This window comes from Rhodanobacter geophilus, assembly GCF_040812275.1.
In the GTDB taxonomy this organism is placed as follows: Bacteria; Pseudomonadota; Gammaproteobacteria; order Xanthomonadales; family Rhodanobacteraceae; genus Rhodanobacter_A; species Rhodanobacter_A geophilus.
The window spans coordinates 279,389-303,590 of sequence record NZ_JBFOHL010000003.1 but is presented as its reverse complement, the minus strand read 5'-3'; the positions used below and the strand labels follow the sequence as shown (position 1 = coordinate 303,590).

Sequence of the window (24,202 nt, the reverse complement as noted above, 5' to 3'; positions counted from 1 at the left end):
GCAGGACGGCGGACCCACGCTTCCGGGGCGTTCGACGCAAGCTTCGGAAAAGCTTGGTGTTTTCCGAAGCGTGACCGGGGTGGCGGTGTTTGCGAACGACAGGGTTCAGTTAACCTCGATCCAACAACCCGGTTGGACTGACTTGCTAAGGTCAACCCTTCGTCACGTCGTCTGCACGCCAGGCGGCATCTCCGAGCAGAGTTGTAGGGGTCTTGCCTCATGCCAATCCAGCGATTGACCGGTGTCGCCGCACTCGTTTCGATGCTGCTGCTGGCCACTCCCTCGCATGCGGCGGCTCATCCGGCCCAGAAGAAACACGTTCAGCACCGCCATACCCCGGCCCACCACAGCCACTCGCGCCACGCCAAGTCCAGCCATCCGCAGTCCCGTGCCGTCGCCAGTGCATCGGCCGACAGCCATTACTCGCTGGTCACCGGTGGCATCCTCGCTTCCCCGCTGTCGCTGAATCCGCTGCCCGCCCTCAGCCCGATGCCGACGCTGGCCTCGTCCGGCGTGGTGGGCTTCGGTGCCGGCACGACCCCGGCTTTCGGCGTCAAGCACAGCCTGCTGGCGCCGGTCGTGGCCGCTCCTGCCGTGGCCGAGGCCGCCGGTGCGGCTGCCAGCCAGGTCGACAGTGATGTCGACACGGTCACCGACCTGCGCAAGGCGTTGATCGCGCTGGCGATGAACCTGCGCGACGTGCGCTACGTGCGCGGCGGCCACAGCCCCGCCACCGGTTTCGACTGCAGCGGCTTCGTGCACTACGTGTTCGCCCACGCGATCGGCGTGCAGCTGCCGTCCAATTCGGCCTCGCAGTTCCTTGCCGGCCTGAAAGTGAAGCGCGCGGACATGAAGCCGGGCGACCTGGTGTTCTTCCACACCGGCGGCCGTCGCCACCGCGTCACCCACGTGGGCATCTACATTTCCAACGGCAACTTCATCCACGCCCCCACCTACGGCAAGTCGGTGCAGATATCCAGCCTCGACGAGGCCTACTGGGCGAAGCGCTTCGTGGGGGCCAAGCGTCCCGAGGGGATGCTGGCGCTGGCGGGCAACGGCTGATCCCGGGCCTTGCATCCGCATCGCGAAGCCGCCCAACGAGGCGGCTTTGTTTTTGCGATCGTCCCTGATCGCGAAAGCCAGCCGGGCGGCCATCCATGGCCGCACGCTTCAATGTGCCTTTCCGTACATGTGCGCGGGGCAGCGCAGCCGCTACGCTAGCGCATTGCCCCTGCCGCACAGGTATCGACGGAATCCCCCGTGCCGAATCTCCCGCCGGTCACCCGCTACCTGCTGATCGCCAACGTGCTGGTGTTCGCGCTGCAGCAATTGTTGCCGGACGCGAGCTCGCTGGTCCTCATCAGCCATTTCGCGCTGTGGCCGCTGGGGCCCTCGCCGTACTCGAATGTCGCGGGGTTCGAGCCTTGGCAACTGGTCACCTATGCGTTCATGCATGGCGGTTTCGAGCACATCCTGTTCAACATGTTCGGCCTGTACATGTTCGGCGGGGTGATCGAGCGCACCTTCGGCGCACGCAACTACACCATCTACTACTTCGTCTGCGCGATCGTGGCGGCGGTGGCGCAACTGCTGGTGGTGAAGTACTTCACCCACGGCTTCTATCCCACCATCGGCGCCTCGGGCGCGCTGTTCGGCCTGCTGCTGGCCTTCGGCATGCTGTACCCGCACGAGAAGATGTTCCTGATCTTCCTGCCGATACCGATGCCGGCGTGGCTGTTCGTGATCGGCTACGCGGCGGTGGAGCTGGTGCTGGGCGTCACCGGCACCCAGGCCGGCGTGGCGCACTTCGCGCACCTCGGTGGCATGGTCGGCGGCTATGTCATGATCCAGTACTGGCGCGGGCGACTGCCGCTGAAACCGAAGCGCCGATTGCTGCGCTGAACCCACGGGAAAATCCATGAGTCACGACCTGCAGCGCCGCCTCACGCCGCGCCACATCACCTTCATGGCGCTGGGCATGTGCATCGGCGCCGGGCTGTTCCTCGGCTCGGGCAGCACGATCAAGCTGGCCGGGCCAGCGGTGCTGTTCGCCTACGTGATCTGCGGCGCGATGATCTTCATCATCATGCGCGCGCTGGGCGAGATGGCCGCGCACGAGCCGATCGCCGGTTCCTTCAGTGCCTACGCGCACAAGTACCTCGGTCCGTTCGCCGGCTATCTCACCGGCTGGAACTACTGGATCCTGATGATGGGCGTGGGCATCGTCGAGAGCACGGCGGTGGGCATCTACATGAAGGCATGGTTCCCCGACTCGCCGCAATGGATCTGGGCCTTCGCCAGCGTGGCGATGATCGGCGGCCTGAATCTGCTGGCGGTGAAGGTGTACGGCGAGCTGGAATTCTGGTTCTCGCTGATCAAGGTGCTCACCGTGGTGGCGATGATCGCCGGCGGCTTCGCGATGATCTGGCTGGGCTGGGGCAACGGCGGCACGCCGACCGGCCTGTCCAATTTGTGGATGCACGGCGGCTGGTTCCCGCACGGCGTCAGCGGCATGGTGCTGGCGTTGCCGGTGCTGGTGTTTTCCTTCGGCGGCATCGAGACCATCGGCATGGCGGCGGCCGAGGCCGCGCAACCGGAGCGCACGATCCCGCGCGCGGTGAACTCGGTGATCTGGCGCATCCTGATCTTCTACATCGGCTCGCTGTTCGTGATCATGGCGATCTACCCGTGGAACCAGCTGGACGCGAACAGCAGCCCGTTCGTCACCACCTTCGCGCGGCTGGGCATCCCCCGCGCGGCGGGGCTGATCAACTTCGTGGTGATCACCGCGGCGCTGTCCAGCTTCAACTCCACCACCTTCAGCGGCAGCCGCATGCTGCACAGCCTCGCCGGCAAGGGCCAGGCGCCGGTGGCGATGGGCCGCACCAGCATGCACGGCGTGCCGGTGCGCGGCGTGCTGGTGACCATGGTCTTCCTGCTGTTCGGCGTGCTGATGAACTACCTGGTGCCGGGGCGCATCTTCGGCATGATGATGTCCATCCTCGCCTTCAACACGGTGTGGACCTGGGGCATGGTGCTGGTGGCGCACTGGAGCTTCCGCCGCCGCCACGCCGAGCCGCTCGGGTTCCGCCTGCGCGTGTGGCCACTGTCCAGCGTGCTGTGCCTGGCCTTCCTCGCCTTCGTGTGGGTGATGCTGGGCTGGAGCCCCGAGACCCGCGTGGCGCTCTACGTGGGCGTGGCGTGGATCGCATTGCTCACCGTGGCCTACTACGCGTTCGGCATCGAGCGGCGCATGCGGCAGGCGGCCGCCCCGGGTGCGGCCTGATCCGGGATGGCGCGGCCATTCGCTCCCAAGCGCAGGCGATGCGGCGCCTGGCTGCCCGGTTGATCCGTGCCCGTGGCGGGGATCCGCATGCAGCCGGTGCAGCGCATCGCCTGCTGCGCTGGCGTTTCGTCGCCATCGTCGGCAGCCATCGTTGATCGCGCCCGAATCGGCCCGGCCGGTTGCCGTGGCCGCGCTCGGACCGGCGCCGTTCAAGACGGATTTCGTATCACAGTGAGACGTCGAAGGACGGGCCGGAGATGTCGCCGGCCATCGCGTTTCGCCGCAGCCCTTGCCGGGCCTCGTGAGCGGGTGTCGTCGCGGTTCTTCGCGACGAGGAATCGCTTCGTTTCCGCCGACAAATGGCTAGCGGTTCTTTAACGACGCGCATGATCTATTCGCGCCGAGCCCACGAGTTCAGGGGAAGTTTATGCACGATGCCATCGCAAGCGGCACCGATGTCTGGACCCATCGGGTATTGGCCGCCGTCGCGCGGAATCTCGGCGAAGGTGGCCGCGGGGACGTCGCGTCGCTGGCGATTTCGCTCGCGCAATCGCCGTGGTGGGAAGGTTGCCCCACTGCGGCAGGCGTGTTCGGCGCTGCCGGCGCGAACCGCTATCGGCGGTTGTCGCTGAGGCATCCGCAGGGTCCGGACGACTATGCGGTGCTGCTCATCGCCTGGCCGCCGGGACACGCCACGCCGATCCACGACCATGATGGCCTGTGGGGCATCGAGCTGGTGCTCGACGGCGCGCCGCAGGTCGAATCGTTCGCCATCGCGGTGACGCCGTCGCTGCAGCTCGTGCCGCGGGGAACGACGCCACTGGGCATCGGCGACCATGCCGCGTTCTCCGACCGGGACTACGCCCACCGGTGCCGCAACCTGTCCGCGCAGCGTCCGGCGCTGACGTTGCACGTGTACGGCGGCGCGCTGGAGCGGTATCGCGCCTATGGCCGCGATGCCGCGGGTCGCTGGGACAGCGTTCCGCAACGCGCCGGGCTGGAGCTCGCGAACCACTGATTCCACCCACGGGGACATGCGGGCGACTCATCGAGGGATGAGCCGCACGATCGGATGTCTTCGCCCAACCGACAGGACACCATGCATGACCGACATTGCCATCATCGGTGGCGGCGCTGCCGGGGCCGCCGTTTTCGGCGAGCTGCTGCGGCGGCCGGATCGCCGTGGCGCCATCCACTGGATCACCGGCTGCCAAATGCCGGGGCGCGGCGTGGCCTACGCGACCAGCGAGGACCATCACCTGCTGAACGTGCGCGCCGCCGGCATGGGGCTGTTCGCCGACCAGAAGGACGATTTCCTGCAGCACGCGAGCCGCAGCCTCGGCCAGGCGCAGGGCATCGACTTCCTGCCGCGCCGGCTGTTCGGCGAATTCATCCAGGCACAGGTGCATGCGCGCATGAGCGAGGCGCAGGCGCACGGCGTGAGGTTCCATCTGCATCACGCCAAGGCGGTGTCGGTGAAGCGGACGGCGGACTCGTGCTATCGCATCGAGCTTGAGCATGGTGATGCGCTCACGGTCGATGCGGCAGTGTTGGCGATCGGTGCGCTGGCGCCGCGTGCGCTCAGGACCGTGTCGGTCGAGGCGCTGAACAGCGGCGCCTACATGCTCGATCCGTGGAACCAGGAAGAATCGGCGCGTCCGCCGCGTCGCGTGCTGGTGATCGGCACCGGCCTGACCGCGGTCGACACGCTGATCTCTGTCGCCGCGCGCTGGCCCCGCGCGGAACTGGTGGCCGTCTCGCGCCACGGCCTGCTGCCGCTCCGCCACCAGCCCGTGCCGCTGGCGCCCTATCCCTGCCAGGACGACCTCAACGCCGCCCTGCTCGCCTGCGATGGCGCGGCACCGATGATGCGGCTGGTGCGCGAGGCGATGGCCAGCGCGCCGGGCACGGACTGGCGCGCGGTGATCGACGGCATGCGGCCGGTCAACGCGAGGCTGTGGCAGGGCCTCACGCTGGCCCGGCGGCGCCAGTTCCTGCGGCATGTCCGCTGGGTGTGGGAGGCCTCGCGCCACCGCACCGCGCCGGCCTCGTCCGAGACCGTGCAGGCACTGATCGATTCCGGTCGCCTGCAGGTGCATGCCGCCCGCGTGCTCGCCGTCGACGGCAGCGGACCGTTGGCCGTCACCGTGCGCAGCCGGGCCACCCAGTTGATGAGCACGATCGAGGCGGATCGGGTGTTCCAGGCCACCGGGCTGGACACGGCCGTCGCGTATGCGCGCGACCCGCTGCTGGCGCAACTGCTCGACGAAGGACTGGCCACGCCCGACCCGCTGCAGCTCGGCGTCGCCGCCGAACCCGACGGACGCCTGCTGGATGCCCGGGGCCGGCCGCAGCCACGGTTCTACGGCATCGGTTCGCTGCTGCGCGGCAACCTGTGGGAATGCACCGCGATGCCGGAGATCCGCGCAGCTGCCAGCCGGCTGGCCCGGGCGCTTTCCCAGCCGGACGACGGCACGCGCCAGGATGCAGCCGCGGAAGCGTGAGCCGGTAACGAAACCTTTGCGTCCGGACGTCCAAACGATCCTGCTGTACCGACATATCCACATGCCCACTCGCGATTTCAAAGGACGCAAGACACGCCACTAGCCTGATCACTCCACCCGGAACAGGGAGACCGCAACGATGAAGATCCGCACCGCGCTCATGGCATTGGCCGGCACGCTGCTGGCGACCTCCGCCCTGGCCAGGGACGTTACGCTGCTCAACGTTTCCTACGATCCCACCCGCGAGCTCTACAAGGCGGTGAACAGCGCATTCGCCGCCCAGTGGAAGGCCCGGCACGGCGACGACGTGACGATACGGATGTCGCACGGTGGTTCCGGCAAACAGGCGCGATCCGTGGTCGACGGCCTGCCGGCCGACGTCGTCACGCTGGCGCTGGCCTACGACATCGATGCCATCGCCGATCATGGCCTGCTGGGCAAGGACTGGCAGCAGCGCCTGCCGGACAACGCCTCGCCGTACACCTCGACCATCGTGTTCCTGGTCCGCAAGGGCAATCCAAAGGGCATCCACGACTGGAACGACCTGGTCAAGCCCGGCGTGCAGGTGATCACGCCCAATCCGAAGACCTCCGGTGGCGCGCGCTGGAATTTCCTGGCCGCCTGGGGTTACGCGCTCAAGCGGCCGGGCGGCAACGAGGCGAAGGCCCGTGCGTTCGTCAAGACGCTGTTCGAGCACGTGCCGGTACTCGACACCGGCGCCCGTGGCGCCACCAACACCTTCGCCCAGCGCGGCATCGGCGACGTGCTGCTGGCGTGGGAGAGCGAGGCGCTGCTGGCCAGGCGCGAACCCGGCGGCGACCAGTTCGAGATCGTCGTGCCGTCGATCAGCATCCTGGCCGAGCCGCCGGTGGCGGTGGTGGACAAGAATGCCGATGCGCACGGCACGCGCCAGGTCGCCGAGGCCTACCTGAAGTTCCTGTACTCGCCGCAGGCGCAGGACATCGAGGCGCGCAATTTCTACCGCCCCCGCTCGCAGGCGATCGCCGCGAAATACGCCGCGCAGTTCCCGAAGGTGAACACCTTCACGCTGGCCGACGTGTTCGGCACCTGGCGCCAGGTGCAGGCAAAGTTCTTCGCCGACGGCGGCGTGTTCGACCAGATCGGACCGGGTCACTGAACGTGCGGCGCCGGGTGCTTCCGGGTTTCGGCCTCAGCCTCGGGTACGCGCTGGCCTACCTGGGGCTGATCGTGCTGCTGCCGCTGGCCGCGCTGGCGTGGAAGGCGTCCGGCATCGGTCCACATGGGCTGCTGCATCTGCTCGCCGCGCCGCGCACGCTCGCCGCGCTGAAACTGAGTTTCGGGGGCGCCCTGGCGGCCGCGCTGATCAACGTGGTCGTTGGCCTGTTCGTCGGCTGGGCGCTGGTCCGCTACCGCTTTCCGGGGCGGCGCCTGCTCGATGCGCTGATCGACCTGCCGTTCGCGCTGCCGACCGCCGTGGCGGGCATCGCGCTGACGGCGCTCTACGCCCCGAACGGCTGGCTGGGGCGCTGGCTGGCGCCGCTGGGCATCAAGGTCGCATACACGCCGTGGGGCGTGCTGCTGGCGATGGTGTTCGTCGGCTTCCCGTTCGTGGTGCGGACCCTGGAACCGGTATTGCAATCGCTGGAGCGCGACGTGGAGGAAGCCGCCGAGAGCCTGGGCGCGACGCGCTGGCAGACTTTTGCGCGGGTGATCCTGCCGCTGCTGGTGCCGACCCTGCTGACCGGCTTCGCGCTGGCGCTGGCGCGGGCGGTGGGCGAATACGGCTCGGTGATCTTCATCGCCGGCAACATCCCGATGCGTTCGGAGATCGCGCCGCTGCTGATCGTGCAGAAGCTCGAGGAATTCGACTACGCCGGCGCCGCCGCGCTGGGCGTGGCGATGCTGGCGTTCTCGTTCCTGCTGCTGGTGCTGGTCGCGTTGCTGCAGCGCTGGAGCCGGCGCTGGGCGGAGCGGCACGCATGAGCGGGCGACGAAGCCGCCGCAACGGGGCGGGCGGGCGGGTCGGCCGTGCCGCGATCATCGTGGCGGCGAGCCTCTTCCTCGGCGTGTTCCTGCTGCTGCCGCTGGCCTCGGTCTTTGTCGAGGCGTTCCGCCAGGGCATCCGGGCCTACCTGGACAGCCTGCAACAGCCGGAGGCGCTGGCGGCGATCCGGTTGACCCTGCTGGTGGCGGCCATCGCGGTGCCGCTCAACCTGGTGTTCGGCATCGCCGCCGCCTGGGCGATGACCCGCTTCGAGTTTCGCGGCAAGGCCGCGCTGGGTGCGCTGATCGACCTGCCGTTCTCGGTGTCGCCGGTGATCTCGGGCCTGGTCTATGTGCTGCTGTTCGGCGCCCAGGGATGGTTCGGCCCATGGCTCGCCGCGCACGGCGTGAAGGTGATCTTCGCCGTGCCCGGGCTGGTGCTGGCGACGGTGTTCATCACGCTGCCGTTCGTGGCGCGCGAGCTGATCCCGCTGATGCAGGCGCAGGGCAGCGAGGAGGAGGAGGCCGCGCGCGTCCTCGGCGCCAACGGCTGGCAGCTGTTCTTCCGCGTCACGCTGCCGAACATCCGCTGGGCGCTGCTGTACGGCGTACTGCTCTGCAACGCCCGCGCGATGGGCGAGTTTGGTGCGGTGTCCGTCGTGTCCGGCCACATCCGCGGCCTCACCACCACGCTGCCGCTGGAAGTGGAGATGCGCTACAACGAATACGACTACGTCGGCGCGTTCGCCGTCGCCTCGCTGCTGGCCCTGCTGGCCCTGCTCACCCTGGCCCTGAAGGCCCTGCTCGAATGGCGCTACCGCGGCGAACTCGCCGCCCATGCGCCCGGCGGCCACTGAGACCACCCCATGACGCTAGTCCTCGACCGGCTCAGCCGCCGCTTCACCGAATTCGCCGCGCTCGACGACGTCAGCCTGCGCCTGGCGCCCGGCGAGTTCCTCGCCCTGCTCGGGCCGTCCGGATCGGGCAAGACCACGCTGCTGCGCATACTCGCCGGCCTCGACTATCCCGACGAGGGCACGGTGCGGCAAGGCGATCGCGATTTCCTGGCGGCGGGCGCCCGCGAGCGCAACGTCGGCCTGGTGTTCCAGCACTACGCGCTGTTCCGCCACCTCACCGTGCGCGAGAACGTGGCGTTCGGCCTGCGCGTCCGGCCGCGGCGCACGCGACCGCCGAAGGCGCAGATCCGCGAACGGGTGGAGCGCCTGCTCAAGCGGGTGCAACTGGACGAACTGGGCGACCGCTACCCCAGCCAGCTGTCGGGTGGCCAACGCCAGCGCGTGGCCCTGGCGCGCGCCCTGGCGGTGGAGCCGGAGCTGTTGCTGCTGGACGAACCGTTCGGTGCGCTGGACGCGCAGGTGCGCGTCACGCTGCGCCGCTGGCTGCGCGAGCTGCATGAAGAACTGCGCCTCACCACCGTGTTCGTCACCCACGACCAGGAAGAGGCGCTGGAACTGGCCGACCGCATCGCCGTGATGAACCGCGGGCGCATCGAGCAGGTCGGTACGCCGCAGGCGATCTACCAGGACCCGGCCACGCCCTTCGTGTGCGAATTCATCGGACGGACCAACCGCATTCCGCTGGACCGCCACGCCGGCGGCTGGAGCGCGGGCCGCTGGCCGCTGGCCATCGATCCGTGGGGCGGACGCCATCGACACGGCGTCGCCTATGTGCGGCCGGAGCACCTGGCACTGGCGGTTCCGCATGGCCAGCCCGCGTGGGAGGCGCATCTGCGCCACGTCTACCCGGCTGGCAGCGTGACCCACCTCGACCTGCAGGTTGCCGACATCGACCTCGGCCTGGAAGCCGATGTCGCCAGCGAAGACTTCGCCCGCTGGGGCTGGCAACCCGGCGCCGTGCTGCGGGTCGCGCCGCTGCAACTGGTCGCGTTCCCGTTCGACGGCGACGGGGGCCACGCGGTGATCCGCGACCGCTGGACCTGGCGTCCGCCCGACCGCCGCTGAGCGGCAAGACATCCCACGCCATCCGGGGCCCGGCTGGCCGCCGGGCCGCGCCGGGACGGTGTGCGCCTGCGCCGCCCCGGTTCGTCGCGCCGCCGCTCCACGCGGCGGCCAGGCAGGCGCCACCATGAAAGGGGAACACCCATGAAAAAGACGACGCTGACGGCCGCCTTGGCGATGGCGATCCCGACCATGGCAAGTGCCGCCGGGAGCCAGGCCAACACCTACGACTTCGCCGGCGACTGGCCGACCCACCACGTCTTCGACGACGGCACCGACCTGGGCCTGGCGCTCAAGTACCAATACGACGTCGACCGCTTCTCCAACGATGGCGGCCGGCTTGAGGACGCACAGACCAACCGGCGCAAGGAGCTGGGCTTCTACGTGAAGAAGAAGGGCGTCTACGATGCCACGGTGGTCTACGACTTCCAGGCCAGGACCTGGCTCGATACCTACCTGCGCGTGCAGAGCAAGGGGCTGTTCGGCAAGGACGTCGGCGCGTTCCGCGTCGGCTTCAGCAAGACGCCGGTGGGCTTCGAGGGCAATACCAGCACCGGCGCCACCACCTTCCTGGAAGCCGCATTGCCGATCCAGGCGATCTACGCCAACCGTCGCATCGGGGTGGACTGGGCACTCGAGCGCGAGCACTACCTCGTGGACGCGGGTTACTACCGTGGGGGCGACCTCAATGGCGGCAGCGACGGCCGCATGCTCGCGGCCCGCGCAGCCTGGATCCCGCGCAACCGCCCGGGCGACGTGCTGCACTTCGGCCTGTCCGCCTCGCAGGAATCGCCCGAGGGCAGCACCGATGGCCGCGACGTGTACACGCCGCCGCTCGCCCGCCTGCACACCCGCCCCGAAGCCGCCCTGGCGGATCTCCTGGTCGACTCGGGCAATCTCGCACCGGTCGAGCATATCGACCGCAGCGGCCTCGAAGGCTTGTGGATCGGCGGCCCCTGGTCCGTGCAGGGCGAATACCTGCGGGCCAGGGTTTCCCTCCAGGGGCGTCCCGCCTACGCCGCCGACGGCTACTACGTCTTCGCCAGCTGGGTCGCCACGGGCGAATCCCGTCCTTATGCGGGAGGCAACGTCGGCAACATCAAGCCCAAGGGCAGCCACGGTGCGCTGGAGTTCGCGCTCCGCTACAGCGAGCTCGACCTCGACGACGGCACGGTGGCCGGTGGCCGCGAGCGCGACTGGACGCTGGGTGCGAACTGGTACATCAACCGCCACCTGAAACTGCAGGCCAACTATGTCCATGCACAAAGCGACCGGCGCGGACTGGTGCTGGACCCGAACGTGATCGAAGCCCGGGCGCAGGTCGAGTTCTAGCCGCCGCTCCATCCATTGCCGGTGCTGTCCCGCGCGCCGACCGCCCGCGGGGCAGCGCAGTCGGCGCGCGATCCGGCACGGGGTGACTCGCACGCGATGGCTTCCTATACTCCATGGGGGTATCCAAGGCGAGCGCCCATGCCGTACTCGACGCGGGAAAAGAAACAGGCGCTGGTGCGCGTGCGCCGCATCGGCGGCCAGCTGGACGCGCTGGCGCAGGCGCTGCAGCAGGAGACCGACTGCGGCGCCGTGCTGCAGCAGATCGCGGCGATCCGCGGCGCGGTGAACGGGCTGATGGGCGAGGTGCTGGAGAGCCACCTGCGCGCCAGCTTCGCGCCGCGGGCCGTCAAGCCACGCGGGGCAGCTGATGCAGTGGCACTGGAGCAAACCATCACCTTGCTGCGTACCTACCTCAAATAGCCGGCCGCTGAGCCGGCCGAACCATCGATCCGTTGCAGGAGTACCGCCATGAAATCCCGTGCCGCCGTCGCCTTCGCCCCCGGCAAGCCGCTGGAGATCGTCGAGATCGACGTGGCCCCGCCGAAGAAGGGCGAGGTGCTGGTGAAGATCAGCCACACCGGCGTCTGCCACACCGATGCGTTCACGCTGTCCGGCGACGACCCGGAGGGCCTGTTTCCCTGCGTGCTGGGCCACGAGGGCGCGGGCGTGGTGGTGGAAGTGGGCGAGGGTGTCAGCTCGGTGCGGCCGGGCGACCACGTGATCCCGCTGTACACCGCCGAGTGCGGCGAATGCCTGTTCTGCAGGAGCGGCAAGACCAACCTGTGCGTGGCCGTGCGCGCCACCCAGGGCAAGGGCGTGATGCCGGACGGCAGCACGCGCTTCTCGTACAACGGCGAGCCGATCCATCACTACATGGGCTGCTCGACCTTCAGCGAATACACCGTGGTCGCCGAAGTCTCGCTGGCGAAGATCAATCCGCAGGCGGACCACGGGCAGGTCTGCCTGCTGGGCTGCGGCGTCACCACCGGCATCGGCGCGGTGCACAACACCGCCAAGGTGCAGGAGGGCGACAGCGTGGCGGTGTTCGGCCTCGGCGGCATCGGCCTGGCGGTGGTGCAGGGTGCGCGCCAGGCGAAGGCGGCCCGCATCATCGCGGTCGACACCAACCCGGCCAAGTTCGAGCTGGCGCGCGCGATGGGCGCCACCGACTGCGTCAATCCGAAGGAGCACGACCAGCCGATCCAGCAGGTGATCGTGGCGATGACCGGCTGGGGTGTGGACCACAGCTTCGAGTGCATCGGCAACGTCGACGTGATGCGCGCGGCACTGGAATGCGCACACCGCGGCTGGGGCCAGAGCGTGATCATCGGCGTGGCCGGCGCAGGCCAGGAAATCTCCACGCGGCCGTTCCAGCTGGTCACCGGCCGCAAGTGGATGGGCACCGCGTTCGGTGGCGTGAAAGGTCGCAGCCAGCTGCCCGGCATGGTCGAGCAGGCGATGCAGGGCGAGATCGAGCTGGCGCCGTTCGTCACCCACACCATGGGCCTGGAACGGATCAACGAGGCCTTCGCGCTGATGCACGAGGGCAAGTCGATCCGCTCGGTGATCCATTATTGACAGTGGGCCCCTCTCTCCTCGGGAGAGGGGTTGGGGGTGAGGGTACGGTCGGAGCGTTGCGCTTCGACCGTACCCTCATCCGCCCTTTACCCGCGCCATCCTGTCGCTCGCCCCTGCGGGGCCAGCTTCGCTGTTCCGCAGGTGCATCCTGCACCTGCAGGTGGGCACCTTCATTAGGCACATCCATGTACCTCATCCTTAGGGCGGCTTTCGCCGTGCAAATCGGCTTTCCTGCCGATGTGTCTCCCGGAGGGAGAAGGAAAAGCCAGGGAGATCCGACATGAAACTCGAACGCCTTGAACACCGCGCCTGCTTCGGCGGCTGGCAGGACATCTACCGGCATGACTCGGCCGTGCTGGGCTGCGCGATGAACTTCGCCGTCTACCTGCCGCCGCAGGCGGAGAAAGAGCGGCTGCCGGTGCTGTACTGGCTGTCCGGCCTCACCTGCACCGAGCAGAACTTCATCGCCAAGGCCGGCGCGCAGCGCTACGCGGCCGAGCACGGCGTGATCGTGGTGGCGCCGGACACCAGCCCGCGCGGCGAGGGCGTGGCGGACGACCCGGCCTGGGACCTGGGCCAGGGCGCGGGCTTCTACGTCGACGCCACCGAGCCCCCGTGGGCCGCGCACTACCGCATGCACGACTACGTGGCGAACGAACTGCCCGCGCTGGTCGAGGCGAATTTCCCCGCCAGCGATGCGCGCGGCATCAGCGGGCATTCGATGGGCGGCCATGGCGCGCTGACGATCGCGCTGCGCAATCCCGGGCGCTACCGCAGCGTGTCGGCGTTCGCACCCATCGTTGCGCCCGCGCGGGTGCCGTGGGGCGAGAAGGCGTTCACCGCCTATCTCGGGCCGGACCGTGCAAGCTGGGTGCGCCACGACGCCACCGAATTGCTGGAGACGGCGAGCGAGCGGCTGCCGCTGCTGGTGGACCAGGGCGAGGCCGACGAATTCCTCGCCACGCAGCTCAAGCCGGAACTGCTGCGCGAGGCATGCGCCAGGGCGAGCCATCCGCTGACCCTGCGCCTGCATGCGGGCTACGACCACAGCTACTACTTCGTGGCCAGCTTCATCGGCGAGCACATCGCCTGGCATGCAAGGGCGCTGAAGTCTTGAAAGCCCCTCTCCCGCTTGCGGGAGAGGGGAGTAAAGCCGGGCTAGCGCAGCGCGAGGAAATCCGCGCTGACCACGAAGCGCACCGCATCCAGCCGCAGCCGCGACTGCGGCAGGGCGGCGAGCAGGGCGTCGCGTTCGGTGGCGAGGGTGGCGATTTCCGCGGCGCTGATCGACGGGTTCACCGCGCGCAGCGCATGCAGGCGCGACAGCTCGGCATCCAGTGCGGCGCCGGCCTCGGCCATCGCGGCATCGATCATCGCCTGCGCGCGGGTGCGGGCCGCGAGTTCCGCCTTCTCCAGCATCGGCGGCACCAGCTTGGCGAGGAACTTGCGGTAGCGCGGTACCTCGATGTTGCGGTCGGCGGCCTTGCGCAGCGCGGCCTCGCTGGGCTCGAAGTCCGCGCGCTCGGCCAGCCGGGTGTCGATGGTGACGGTGACCGGCAGCGCGGGCAGGAAGCGCTCCGCATCCAGCCGGCGGTCGGCCACGCATTCCAGCACGAACACGGTCTGCAGCAGAGCGCTGCGCGGCGGCAAGGCATCGTCCACCATGAAGGCGGCATTGCCCTGTTCGCCGGAGAGCGCGAGGTCCAGCGCGCCGGCGATCATCGGGTGGTCCAGCCGCAGCAGCGGCAGCTCTTCGCGCGCCAGCGCCACCGCGCGGCTGAAGGTGGCCGACTGCGGGCCTTCGGCGAAGCCGGGCAGGGCGTCGGTGGAGAGGTACTGCGGATCGAGCAGCAGCACCTTGCCGCCCAGTTCCTCGGCGTGGATGCCGTAGGCTTCCAGCAGCCTTTGCACGAAGGCGTCGCGGGCCGGGTCTTCGTCCTCGCGGCGGAACGCCTGGGCCAGTTCCTCGGCGTGCGGGTCGCGGCTGGCGGCCAGTTCCAGCAGGTGGTCGCGGCCCTCGCGGATCAGTTCGGCCATCTGCTCGTGGGCGGCGCGCGTCTCGGCCAGCAGGGCGTCCAGTTCCTGGTCGCGGCCGTCGTCGCCGCGCGCGTGCTGGTCGGCCAGTTGCGCCAAGGTGTCGCCGTAGCGGCGCAGCAGTTCGCGGCCGTCGGCGGGACTCTGCCGGAACGCATCCACGCCCTCGTCGAACCAGCGCGCCAGCACGTGCTGCGCGCTGTCGGCCACCGCGAGGATGTGGATGTCGATGTCGTGGGTCTGGCCGATGCGGTCGAGGCGGCCGATGCGCTGTTCCAGCAGGTCGGGATCCAGCGGCAGGTCCCACAGCACCAGCCGGTGCGCGAACTGGAAGTTGCGGCCTTCCGAGCCGATCTCCGAGCACAGCAGCAGGCGCGCGCCATCCGGCTGGGCGAAGTAGGCCGCGTTGCGGTCGCGCTGCACGATGCCCAGCCCTTCGTGGAAGCGCGCGATGCCGGCGCCGCTGCGCGTGCGCAGCGCTTCCTCCAGCGCCAGCACCTTGGCCTGGCTGCGGCAGATCAGCAGGAACTTGTCCTGCGGATGCGCGTCGAGCAGCTCCACCAGCGCATTCAGGCGCGGGTCGTTCGCGTAGTCGAGCTCCAGCACCGGGGACGGCTGCTGGATGTCGGCGTGGAACTCGGCAAGCAGGGCCTGGCGTGTGGCTTCGTCGAGGCCGGCGGCATCCAGCACCTGCCACTGCGGCATGCGCCGGGGGAAGCCGCCGATGCCGGTGCGGCGGTTGCGGAACATCGCGCGGCCGGTGCCGTGGCGATCGATCAGCGCGGCGAGGATCTCGCGCGCGTGCTCGGGCTTGGTGGTATGGGCGAGCCGCGCTTCCAATGCCGCATCGCCGGCGAAGGCGCCGCGCAGCGCGGCAAGCTGGGCTTCGTCCAGCGCCTCGCCATCCAGCAGCTTGTCGGCGATGCGCGACAGCGGCTGGAAGCGGTCGGCCTCGGCGAGGTAGGTGTCCAGGTCGTGGTAGCGCTGCGGATCGAGCAGGCGCAGGCGGGCGAAGTGGCCGCTGCGGCCGAGCTGCTCGGGCGTGGCGGTGAGCAGGATCACGCCCGGCGTCTTCGTGGCCAGCTGCTCCACCAGGGTGTAGCGCGGGCTGGCGGTTTCCGGCGTCCACGCGAGATGGTGCGCCTCGTCCACCACCAGCAGGTCCCATGGCGCATCCAGCAGTTGCTGCGCGCGCTTCGGGTTCGCTTCGAGGAAGGCGAAGTCCGCGATCACCAGCTGCTCGTCCTCGAACGGGTTGGCGGGCGCGGCGGCGCCGTCCAGCGGCAGATCCAGCGCCTCGCAGCGTTCCTCGTCGTAGATCGCGAAGCTGAGGTTGAAGCGGCGCAGCAGCTCCACGAACCACTGGTAGACCAGGGTGTCCGGCAACAGCAGCAGCACGCGCGAGGCGCGGCCGGTGGCGAGCTGGCGCGCCACGATCATGCCGGCCTCGATGGTCTTGCCCAGGCCCACCTCGTCCGCCAGCAGCACGCGCGGCGGCCGGCGCGTGGAAGCGATGCCGGCCACGCGCAGCTGGTGCGGCACCAGGCCGACGCGGGCGGCGCCCAGGCCCCACATCGGCGAGCGGCGCGCCTCGGCGCGGCGGCGCAGGCCTTCCAGGCGCAGCTCGAAATGCGCCACGGGATCGGTGCGGCCGCCGATCAGGCGGTCGTCGGCCTGGCTCACGCTCTGCTCGTCGTCGAGCTGGCCCTCGTGCAGCTCGCGGCCCTCGCCGCGGTAGATCAGCAGGTCGTCCCTGATCTCCACCCGCTCCACCAGGAAGGCGATGCCCTTGCCGGCCACGCGCTGGCCGGCGCGGAACTCCGCGCGCACCAGTGGCGCGGAATCGGCGGCGTAGGGCCGCAGCACCCCGGCCTTGGCGAACAGCACCTGCACGCCGCGTCCCTCGACGCGCAGCACGGTGCCGAGGCCGAGCTCGGGCTCGGCGGTGGAGATCCAGCGTTGACCAGGTACGAACATTGCGCAGCCGCTTGGGTTCAAGGGCCGACAATTATCCGCGTTGCGGGCGTCAATGCACAGCGAAGGAAGAGGGGGGCATGGCTTTGACCAAGGCTGTACGGCGTGTGATCCGCGTCACCCGCGTCCGGCTGCCGCTTTCCACTTGTCGGCCAAATCCGCCCGTTGGTCGACTGGCCTCTGGCGATGGCGATGGCGGCGAGTAGATTGCGCAGTCGCATGCAGAGGGGGAGTTCATGCGTATTCCGTCGCCATCGCGAAACGTTCCAGCCATCGGCGCGCCATGCCGTGGGCGCGGTTTCACCCTTGTCGAGCTGATGGTTACGGTCGCCGTGGCGGCGATCCTGCTGGTGATCGCGGTACCCAGCTTCCGCAACATCATCAACTCCAACCGGCTCACCACGGCGGCCAACGCCATGGTGAATACGCTGAACACAGCGCGGATGGAGGCGATCAAGCTGAATGCCACTACCCAGTGGTGCAGTGGTGCGCCCTACCAAAACACGGATAGCACTGGCAGTACCGCCGACTCCGCGCTGAGTGCAGCCTGTGGTACATCCGCTGGCGCAGTCGTTGAACTGACAGGCAGCACCGCCAATTCGCTGCTCGCGGCTCCCCAGTTGACCTCGCCGGTGCAATTGAGCGGCTACAACCTTGGCATCCGTTTCAATGGGCAAGGGGTGGGCTACTGGGCTGAAGACCCCGCCAAGACACCCCTCACAAGCAACATTGCAGTTTTATGTGCTGCCGGCTTGAGCGGCAACAACGTAATTACCATCAGCATGGCCACCGGTACCATCGTCACTACCACATCCAGCGCGGAAACCTGCCGATGACACATCCTTGGCTATCCAGAAAGGCGCAGGCCGGCGTAGGGCTGATCGAAGTGCTGGTGGCCGTGCTGGTGCTGTCCATCGGCTTCGTGGGCATTGCCGCGATGCAGGCACGCTCGCTGTCCACCAACAACAGTGCGCTGGCACGCAGCATGGCCACGGTGGCCAGCTACTCCATCCTCGACGCCATGCGTGCCGACATCGCTGGCGCAGAGGCTGGCAACTACAACGGCAAAGTCACGGCCAATTCCTGCGGTAGCGCGGGTACTGCACTGGATACCGAGCAAATCTATGCATGGTGCAACCAGCTCGGATCCACGCTGGGCGCCTCCGCCAGCACCACGGGCGATGTTGAGTGCAGTGCCGTGACGGGCTCGACCGCCCTCTGCACGATCACCATCCAGTTCGACGACAGCCGCGCTGGCGAAGGCGGCGGTTCCGCCCAGCAAGTCGTCACCAGGGCCATGCTATGAGCAAGTTGCAAATGACCCACGGCCAACCACGGCGCCATCGCGGCTTCACCCTGGTCGAGCTGATGATCGCCATGCTGCTGGGCCTCATCGTGATTGGTGGCGTGATCAGCGTGTTCCTCGCCGGCCAGCAAACCTACCGTGCCAATGAGGCGATGGGCGACGTGGGTGACAGCTCGCGTGTGGCGTTCGAGTTGCTGTCGCGCGATTTCCGCGGCGCCGGTCACACCGGTTGCGACGACACCAACGGCCGCGTCGCCAACGTGCTCAACAACGCCACGCTCTGGTACACCAACTGGAGCCTGCCGCTGCAGGCCTATGACGACGCCAGCAAGGACCCGGCGATCAGCACCATCACGGGCGACGGCGCGCCGGTGGCCAATACCAGCTCGGTGCTCATGCTCAGCACCAGCAACACGGACGCGTCGGTGGGTAGCGCATCCGGCGACCCCGCCAGCTTCAACATCAATGCCGCCAGCACGCAACTGGCCGCGGGCGACATCATCGTGGTGTGCGATTTCGACCACGCCACGATCATGCAGGTCACCTCGTACAGCGGCACTTCGGTCGGGCACGCCTCCGGTACCACGGTGACGCCGGGCAATTGCACCACGGGACTGGGCTATCCGGGGAATTGTTCCGGTAGCAACTCCTACACCTTCCTGCCCAATGCGCACATAGGTCTGCTCACGGCGTCGGACTGGTACATCGGCACCAATCCCACGGGTACGGGCGGCCATTCGTTGTACCGGGTCAGCGTCACCTATGGCGCCACCGGAGCGTCGGTATCCGCGCCGGTGGAAATGGTGCGCAACGTCAGCAACATGCAGATCAGTTACCTGCAGTCCGGCGGCACCGCCTTCGGCAATGCCGCCAGCATTGGCAACTGGTCGACGGTCAGCGCCGCGCAGGTCACGCTCACCGTACAGAGCGCCAACCTCCGCGCCAGCGTCGACAACTCGGCGCCACTCTCGCGCCAGTTCACTTCCACCATCACCTTGCGTAACCGGGTGCAATGACATGAACGTGCCTGACGTTTCCCGTGCCTGCCGCATCCGCCCCATGCCTGGCGGCGCCCGCGCGCAGCGCGGCATCGCCCTGGTGGTGGCGCTGATTCTGCTGGTGCTGATTACCCTGGTGGGCCTGGCCGCGATGCACGGCACCATCATGCAGCAGCGGATGGCCTCCAACCTGTACGATCGCGAGCAGGCGTTCCAGAGCGCCGAGGCGGCGGTGCGTGCCGCCGCCGCGCAGATACCCACGGACTCCACCATCATCTGGCACAACTGCCAGGCCGGCGGCATCGTTTGCCAGCCCAATCCGTTCGACAGCAGCGGCGCCAACCCAGCGCCGGCCAGCGCCATCCACAACGTGCCCACCGGCACTGGTACCGGCGACTACACCGCCAGCGCCACGGCCTACGGCCAGCCGCAGTTCGTGGTGGAAAGCATGGGCAACTGGGTGGACCAGAACACCAATACCGGCTTTGGTCAGACCGCCAACTCCCGCAACTACGGCGTGCAGGGCGCCTCCGGCACGGCGGTGTACTACCGCATCACCGCGCGCAGCGGCGATCCCGCCGTGGTGGGCGACCGGGCGGTGGTCACCGTGCAAGCCATCGTCAAGCAGGGCTGACAGCCAACAATCACATGCAGGCGCACGCGCGCCGCCCTTTTGAAGAGTGGAATCGCCATGAAAAAGACATTGCCGCCGAGTCATCCTCGTGTCAGCGCCTTCGGCCGGTTGCTGGGCGTCATGTTCGGTGTCTGGTTGCTGGGCGCCGTGTACACACCCGCCGTGGCCGCCACCACGAGGGTGACCGTGGATCAGCAGCCTCTGACCGTGCAGCCTACGATTCCGCCGAACGTCATGCTGATGTTTGACGACTCGGGGTCGATGTATTGGGACTATATGCCCGATTGGGGATATATGACCTCGTCCAGCGGTAACGGCAGTCCGACCAATGACCAAGTGCGCAACTCCGCGATCAATGGCGTGTATTACAACCCAAACATAACGTATACGCCGCCACCCAAGGCTGATAGCACGGCGACCAATCCGGATCTTTATCCCAATTCGCCCGGGCTGACGAACGCCTACTTCGACGGGTTCAACGACACGTCCACGGCTGACGAACAGGATATAACTTCCTATCAGGCAAACAATAACGCCAATAACAGCGGTGGCAGCAATTATCCCTACTACACGACGTTCAGGGTAACTGTTACCTCCCCCGATACTGTCAATCAGACGACGTCCTACTCTTGCCCGGGTAGTGCGCCAAGCGGTTCATATGTGCTGGGTGCCGAAAGTCCACCCCTTTGCTATCAATGTCCTAGTGGTTATACCCGATTGTCCTACGGAAGCAATCCGGTCAAATGCGAAAAACCCTCGCCTAGCACCACCAAGACATCGTTCATTGCCACGATCGCCTCCACTTCGACGACAACCTACTCTTGTCCGAGTGGGGACACGTCGAGCGGAAGCGGCAGCAGCACCACTTGCACAAAGAGTGCGAGGGTTAACCAGAACTATTTCACGTACACGACAGGTGCCAGCAATACCGAGCATTACGTGGGTACGACGGGTACCTGTGCATTGCTGTCGACGGCCAGTCCGGCCGTCAGCACAAGCTTGTGCGACGAAACTGCGGCAACCCAGCAGAACGTGGCCAACTGGTTCTCGTACTACCGCACGCGCATCCTGATGGCCAAGAGCGGCCTGATGACGGCCTTCTCCACGGTGGATCCGAATTTCCGGGTTGGTTTTGCATCCATCAATGGCAGTGGAGCAAGCTGGATCAAAAACAATCTGAGCAATTACCAGAAATTCTCGACATCGACGAATTCCAGCAACTATCTGGCGCAAGTGCAGCCGTTTGGCGATGGTTCGTCAGGCACTCAGAAAGCAAACTTCTGGCAATGGGCGGTTGCACTGTCAGCGAATGACAGCACCCCTTTGCGCGGTGCGCTTGACCAGGTGGGTCAATATTACGAAACGAGCCAACCATGGACGGTGATGTCGTCGGATCCGAATTACGACCCCAATGCCACCGATCAATCGCCGATCGCGTGCCGTCAGGCTTACACTATTCTGACCACGGACGGCTTCTGGAACGACAGCTACACATCGACCACCACGCAAGGCGCCAGCGATACCGCAGGTCCGGAAGTGGATGGGCCGAACGATCAGAAATACACCTATCCCGCCACGTCACCGTATTCCGGAGGTGACGTGGCATCGACCGTGACGAGGCATCGGGATGGCAGCACGACCACCACATTGAATCCGTCGCTTGCCGACGTGGCGATGTATTACTGGAAGACCGATCTGCAATCCGGTATCAGCAACGAGGTACCGCCCAGCACGGACGATCCCGCGTTTTGGCAGCACATGACCACGTTCACCATGGGCTTGGGCTTCACGCCGAGCGATGCGAATGGCAACGCGATCGACTCGACCGCCGTGTTCAGCTGGGCCAATGGCGGAACACAGCCTTCCAACTGGGGTGGTTGGCCGACGCCGGCGTCCAATTCGATCAACAACATCGCCGACCTTGCCCACGCAGCGGTGAACGGTCACGGCGGCTTCTATTCCGCCACCAGCCCGCAGAGTTTTTCCAGCGGCCTGACCGATGCCTTGAAGCGTGCGGGATCACGCACGGGCACCGGCGCCAGCCTGGCGGCCAACTCCACCCAGCTCACCAACGGCACGGTGGCCTACCAGGCTAAGTATGTCACCTCTCTGTGGGACGGCGATCTGATCGCGCAGGCGGTCGACTCCAGCACCGGCGCAATTACCACGACCAACTGGAGCGCAGTCACCCAACTGGGCAAGAGTGCCAGTAGCGGCACCTACCCGAACCGCGATATCGAAACCTACGTGCCGCCAGCTACCTGGACGACGGGCACGGGTAGTTTCGTGGCGTTCAAGGACAGCGGCACCACGCCGCCGTCTTTGTCCAGCAGCCAGTTGAGCGCGCTGGGCAGCGATGCCACCGCGCAGGCGAATATGGTGAACTACCTGCGCGGCGACGACACGCTGGAGCAGCAACTGAAGGTGGGCAACTACCGCAACCGCACCACTCCGCTGGGCGACATCGTTGATTCGCAGCCGGTGTATTCCGGCGCGCCCAATCCCAACGAGTTCGAAGGCCAGTCGTTCACCGGCATCAGCAACAGCGCCAGCAGCGGCGACAACTCCTTCCAGGCCTTCGCGGTGGGCACCACGGATTCCAGCGGCACGGCCACGGCCAGCGCGGCATCCACGCGTACCCCGCTGGTGTTCGTGGCGGCCAACGACGGTATGCTGCATGCGTTCAAGGCCAGCACCGGCGATGAGGCCTATGCCTACCTGCCTGGCGCGGTGATCACGGCGGGCCTGAGCAACCTGTCCAACCCGGACTACGGCTCCGACACCGTGCCGCACCAGTACTACAACGACGGCGAGTTGACCATCGCGGACGTTTTCCTCGGTTCGGCGTGGCACACGGTGCTGGTGGGTACCACCGGTCGTGGTGCGGCCAAGGCCATCTATGCACTGGACATCACCAATCCCGACAGCATCACACCGCTGTGGGAGCGCTCGGCCGGCGATGGCGGCACCAATGCCAACTACATCGGCCAGATGGTGGGCAAGCCGGTCATCGCCCAGGTGGCCGATGGCAACTGGCAGGTGCTGATCGGCAACGGCTACAACAGCGCCAACGGTACGGCGGCATTGCTGGAGTTCAACATCGCCGATGGCACGCTGAGCGTGCATACGACGGACAGCACGGCCGGCAATGGCCTGGCCGCACCCGTGGCGTGGATGGACGACCCCAGCAACGGCATCAGCATGGAAGCCTATGCCGGCGACCTGCAGGGGCGGGTGTGGGAGTTCCCGTTGGATACGGCGACAACGACTACCAGTGGCAGCACCACCACGACCACGTATACGGCCGATCTCGCCACGGCAGGCACCAAGGAGTTCACCGCCGATTCGGGCGGCACGGTGCAGCCGATCACCGCCGGCATGCTGGCGGGGCGCGATCCGGCGACCGGCAACGTGTGGGTGTTCTTCGGCACCGGCCGGTACCTGAGCAGTGGCGACATTACCAGCACGCAAGTGCAGAGCTGGTATGGCCTGATCGTGCAGGCAGGCAAGAACCAGCCGGCCCTGCCCGCCCTGCCGACGGACACGCAAAGCGGCAACCTGGTGCAGCGCTCGATCACCTATGAACAGGACGCCGATTCCACCGCCACGCCGCCGACCCTGGGCGTGCGTACGGTGACCACCTTGCCCACCCCCAGCGACATGGCTGGCAAGCTCGGCTGGTACATGGATCTCGAAGCGCCGACCGGCACCGATGGCGCGCTGGTTCCGCAGGGCGAACGCATAGTCACGCCCAGCCAGTTCCAGGGCAACCTGTTGCTGGGCACCACGCGCATCCCGGAAGCGGCTACAAACAGCGACATCTGCAACTCCTCCGGCACGGGCTGGGTGATGGCGGTGGATCCGTTCACCGGAACCAACCCTGGCGCGAGTTTCTTCCAGGTCAACGGCGGTAACGGCACGGTGACCTTGCCCAGTGGTCAGGTCGTTCCAGTGGCGGGCGTGGGCTTCACTTCGCTGCCCAACAACCCGATCTTCGTGGGCGGCGACATGCTGATGAGCTTCGACAACGGCACCACGAGCAACGTGAACACCTCGGGCGCCAGCGGTGTGCCGCAGCGCGTTTCCTGGCAGGAACTGGTGAACCCATGAGCAAGGCCGACATGAACAAGGCAAACCACATCAGGGCGTGGACGCACGCGGGGTTCACCCTGCTCGAACTGATGATCGTGGTAGCGATCATCGCGATACTCGCGGCCATCGCGATTCCCTCGTATTCGCGCTATGTCGTCAAGACCAACCGGGCTGCGGCCGAAGGCTGCCTGTCCGAGTACGCGAACTACATGGAGCGCTACTACACCACCAATTTGCGCTACGACGAGGCTCCCGCCAGTTCGGGAACCGCAGCGGATACGCCGAATCCGATCATCGCTTCGCCGGAGACAGTGGTGGGGTGCGCGTCGCCGTCGCAGACGGGTAGCAATTACAACTACTCTGCGCCAGCGGTTTCGGCGACCAGCTATACCGTCCAGGCCGCGCCGATCAATGCACAGCTCACGCGTGACACCGAATGCGCCAACCTGACGCTGGACCAGACCGGTACCCGCAACATCAGCGGCACGGGCACCGTGGCGGAATGCTGGGGCGGCTGAGG

20 protein-coding genes are annotated in these 24,202 nt (G+C 67.3%); 19 read left to right on the top strand and 1 reads right to left on the bottom strand.

Annotated features, from left to right (window positions below; genetic code table 11):
- The first annotated feature begins 219 nt into the window (after positions 1 to 219).
- The 13 genes from ABQJ56_RS05535 to fghA all read left to right on the top strand — a co-directional run bounded on the left by ABQJ56_RS05535 (position 220) and on the right by fghA (position 13,761).
- Positions 220 to 1,062: a C40 family peptidase gene (locus ABQJ56_RS05535; protein ID WP_367843987.1), complete on the top strand. Its 843-nt coding sequence runs from the start codon at positions 220 to 222 to the stop codon at positions 1,060 to 1,062.
- 198 nt (positions 1,063 to 1,260) lie between these two features.
- Positions 1,261 to 1,902 carry a rhomboid family intramembrane serine protease gene (locus ABQJ56_RS05530; RefSeq protein ID WP_367843986.1) on the top strand — a complete coding sequence of 214 codons (642 nt, stop codon included), beginning with the start codon at positions 1,261 to 1,263 and terminating at the stop codon, positions 1,900 to 1,902.
- Positions 1,903 to 1,918: 16 nt separating this feature from the next.
- The gene (locus ABQJ56_RS05525; protein ID WP_367843985.1) at positions 1,919 to 3,286 is read left to right on the top strand and encodes an amino acid permease; all 1,368 of its coding nucleotides are present in this window, start codon (positions 1,919 to 1,921) and stop codon (positions 3,284 to 3,286) included.
- 427 nt (positions 3,287 to 3,713) lie between these two features.
- A complete protein-coding gene (locus tag ABQJ56_RS05520; RefSeq protein WP_367843984.1) occupies positions 3,714 to 4,304 on the top strand; it encodes a cysteine dioxygenase in 591 nt (196 codons plus the stop codon).
- An 85-nt stretch (positions 4,305 to 4,389) separates the two neighbouring features.
- Positions 4,390 to 5,790 (top strand): FAD/NAD(P)-binding protein, encoded by a 1,401-nt coding sequence (locus ABQJ56_RS05515; RefSeq protein WP_367843983.1) that lies wholly within the window; start codon positions 4,390 to 4,392, stop codon positions 5,788 to 5,790.
- Positions 5,791 to 5,929: 139 nt separating this feature from the next.
- Positions 5,930 to 6,928 (top strand): sulfate ABC transporter substrate-binding protein, encoded by a 999-nt coding sequence (locus ABQJ56_RS05510; protein ID WP_367843982.1) that lies wholly within the window; start codon positions 5,930 to 5,932, stop codon positions 6,926 to 6,928.
- Between the two features lie 2 nt (positions 6,929 to 6,930).
- On the top strand, positions 6,931 to 7,755 hold the full coding sequence (gene cysT, locus ABQJ56_RS05505; protein WP_437343393.1) for a sulfate ABC transporter permease subunit CysT: 825 nt from the start codon (positions 6,931 to 6,933) through the stop codon (positions 7,753 to 7,755).
- Positions 7,752 to 8,612, top strand: coding sequence for a sulfate ABC transporter permease subunit CysW (cysW, locus tag ABQJ56_RS05500; RefSeq protein WP_367843981.1), 861 nt, complete (start codon positions 7,752 to 7,754; stop codon positions 8,610 to 8,612). The genes cysT and cysW overlap by 4 nt, the downstream gene beginning before the upstream one ends.
- A gap of 9 nt (positions 8,613 to 8,621) precedes the next feature.
- On the top strand, positions 8,622 to 9,737 hold the full coding sequence (locus tag ABQJ56_RS05495; RefSeq protein WP_367843980.1) for a sulfate/molybdate ABC transporter ATP-binding protein: 1,116 nt from the start codon (positions 8,622 to 8,624) through the stop codon (positions 9,735 to 9,737).
- Positions 9,738 to 9,878: 141 nt separating this feature from the next.
- Positions 9,879 to 11,066: an OprO/OprP family phosphate-selective porin gene (locus ABQJ56_RS05490; RefSeq protein ID WP_367843979.1), complete on the top strand. Its 1,188-nt coding sequence runs from the start codon at positions 9,879 to 9,881 to the stop codon at positions 11,064 to 11,066.
- A gap of 138 nt (positions 11,067 to 11,204) precedes the next feature.
- Entirely contained in the window at positions 11,205 to 11,486 is a 282-nt protein-coding gene (locus tag ABQJ56_RS05485) for a metal-sensing transcriptional repressor (RefSeq protein WP_367843978.1), read from the top strand.
- A gap of 48 nt (positions 11,487 to 11,534) precedes the next feature.
- Positions 11,535 to 12,644 (top strand): S-(hydroxymethyl)glutathione dehydrogenase/class III alcohol dehydrogenase, encoded by a 1,110-nt coding sequence (locus ABQJ56_RS05480; RefSeq protein ID WP_367843977.1) that lies wholly within the window; start codon positions 11,535 to 11,537, stop codon positions 12,642 to 12,644.
- Positions 12,645 to 12,924: 280 nt separating this feature from the next.
- The gene (gene fghA / locus ABQJ56_RS05475) at positions 12,925 to 13,761 is read left to right on the top strand and encodes an S-formylglutathione hydrolase (protein ID WP_367843976.1); all 837 of its coding nucleotides are present in this window, start codon (positions 12,925 to 12,927) and stop codon (positions 13,759 to 13,761) included.
- Positions 13,762 to 13,802: 41 nt separating this feature from the next.
- Here fghA and rapA read toward each other — a convergent pair whose 3' ends face one another.
- Positions 13,803 to 16,655 carry an RNA polymerase-associated protein RapA gene (gene rapA / locus ABQJ56_RS05470; protein ID WP_367843975.1) on the bottom strand — a complete coding sequence of 951 codons (2,853 nt, stop codon included), beginning with the start codon at positions 16,653 to 16,655 and terminating at the stop codon, positions 13,803 to 13,805.
- Between the two features lie 233 nt (positions 16,656 to 16,888).
- Between rapA and ABQJ56_RS05465 the strand changes: the two genes are divergently transcribed.
- The 6 genes from ABQJ56_RS05465 to ABQJ56_RS05440 are packed head-to-tail and all read left to right on the top strand — an operon-like array spanning position 16,889 to position 24,200.
- Entirely contained in the window at positions 16,889 to 17,488 is a 600-nt protein-coding gene (locus tag ABQJ56_RS05465; protein WP_367843974.1) for a pilus assembly FimT family protein, read from the top strand.
- Positions 17,485 to 17,958: a type IV pilus modification protein PilV gene (gene pilV, locus ABQJ56_RS05460; RefSeq protein WP_367843973.1), complete on the top strand. Its 474-nt coding sequence runs from the start codon at positions 17,485 to 17,487 to the stop codon at positions 17,956 to 17,958. Before ABQJ56_RS05465 ends, pilV begins: the two co-directional genes overlap by 4 nt.
- Positions 17,955 to 18,974 (top strand): prepilin-type N-terminal cleavage/methylation domain-containing protein, encoded by a 1,020-nt coding sequence (locus ABQJ56_RS05455; protein ID WP_367843972.1) that lies wholly within the window; start codon positions 17,955 to 17,957, stop codon positions 18,972 to 18,974. Before pilV ends, ABQJ56_RS05455 begins: the two co-directional genes overlap by 4 nt.
- A gap of 1 nt (position 18,975) precedes the next feature.
- A complete protein-coding gene (locus tag ABQJ56_RS05450; RefSeq protein ID WP_367843971.1) occupies positions 18,976 to 19,590 on the top strand; it encodes a pilus assembly PilX family protein in 615 nt (204 codons plus the stop codon).
- Positions 19,591 to 19,647: 57 nt separating this feature from the next.
- On the top strand, positions 19,648 to 23,700 hold the full coding sequence (locus tag ABQJ56_RS05445) for a pilus assembly protein (RefSeq protein ID WP_367843970.1): 4,053 nt from the start codon (positions 19,648 to 19,650) through the stop codon (positions 23,698 to 23,700).
- The gene (locus tag ABQJ56_RS05440) at positions 23,697 to 24,200 is read left to right on the top strand and encodes a type IV pilin protein (protein ID WP_367843969.1); all 504 of its coding nucleotides are present in this window, start codon (positions 23,697 to 23,699) and stop codon (positions 24,198 to 24,200) included. Before ABQJ56_RS05445 ends, ABQJ56_RS05440 begins: the two co-directional genes overlap by 4 nt.
- Positions 24,201 to 24,202 lie beyond the last annotated feature (2 nt).

Excerpts from the sequence above, each read along its gene's own strand:
- ABQJ56_RS05450 (WP_367843971.1), top strand. The coding sequence starts at position 18,976 with ATGAACGTGCCTGACGTTTCCCGTGCCTGCCGCATCCGCCCCATGCCT.
- ABQJ56_RS05465 (WP_367843974.1), top strand. The coding sequence starts at position 16,889 with ATGCGTATTCCGTCGCCATCGCGAAACGTTCCAGCCATCGGCGCGCCA.
- ABQJ56_RS05525 (WP_367843985.1), top strand. The coding sequence starts at position 1,919 with ATGAGTCACGACCTGCAGCGCCGCCTCACGCCGCGCCACATCACCTTC.
- ABQJ56_RS05455 (WP_367843972.1), top strand. The coding sequence starts at position 17,955 with ATGAGCAAGTTGCAAATGACCCACGGCCAACCACGGCGCCATCGCGGC.
- rapA (WP_367843975.1), bottom strand. The coding sequence starts at position 16,655 with ATGTTCGTACCTGGTCAACGCTGGATCTCCACCGCCGAGCCCGAGCTC.
- ABQJ56_RS05535 (WP_367843987.1), top strand. The coding sequence starts at position 220 with ATGCCAATCCAGCGATTGACCGGTGTCGCCGCACTCGTTTCGATGCTG.
- ABQJ56_RS05440 (WP_367843969.1), top strand. The coding sequence starts at position 23,697 with ATGAGCAAGGCCGACATGAACAAGGCAAACCACATCAGGGCGTGGACG.
- pilV (WP_367843973.1), top strand. The coding sequence starts at position 17,485 with ATGACACATCCTTGGCTATCCAGAAAGGCGCAGGCCGGCGTAGGGCTG.
- ABQJ56_RS05510 (WP_367843982.1), top strand. The coding sequence starts at position 5,930 with ATGAAGATCCGCACCGCGCTCATGGCATTGGCCGGCACGCTGCTGGCG.
- ABQJ56_RS05520 (WP_367843984.1), top strand. The coding sequence starts at position 3,714 with ATGCACGATGCCATCGCAAGCGGCACCGATGTCTGGACCCATCGGGTA.
- ABQJ56_RS05480 (WP_367843977.1), top strand. The coding sequence starts at position 11,535 with ATGAAATCCCGTGCCGCCGTCGCCTTCGCCCCCGGCAAGCCGCTGGAG.
- ABQJ56_RS05445 (WP_367843970.1), top strand. The coding sequence starts at position 19,648 with ATGAAAAAGACATTGCCGCCGAGTCATCCTCGTGTCAGCGCCTTCGGC.
- ABQJ56_RS05485 (WP_367843978.1), top strand. The coding sequence starts at position 11,205 with ATGCCGTACTCGACGCGGGAAAAGAAACAGGCGCTGGTGCGCGTGCGC.
- ABQJ56_RS05495 (WP_367843980.1), top strand. The coding sequence starts at position 8,622 with ATGACGCTAGTCCTCGACCGGCTCAGCCGCCGCTTCACCGAATTCGCC.
- ABQJ56_RS05490 (WP_367843979.1), top strand. The coding sequence starts at position 9,879 with ATGAAAAAGACGACGCTGACGGCCGCCTTGGCGATGGCGATCCCGACC.
- cysW (WP_367843981.1), top strand. The coding sequence starts at position 7,752 with ATGAGCGGGCGACGAAGCCGCCGCAACGGGGCGGGCGGGCGGGTCGGC.
- ABQJ56_RS05515 (WP_367843983.1), top strand. The coding sequence starts at position 4,390 with ATGACCGACATTGCCATCATCGGTGGCGGCGCTGCCGGGGCCGCCGTT.
- fghA (WP_367843976.1), top strand. The coding sequence starts at position 12,925 with ATGAAACTCGAACGCCTTGAACACCGCGCCTGCTTCGGCGGCTGGCAG.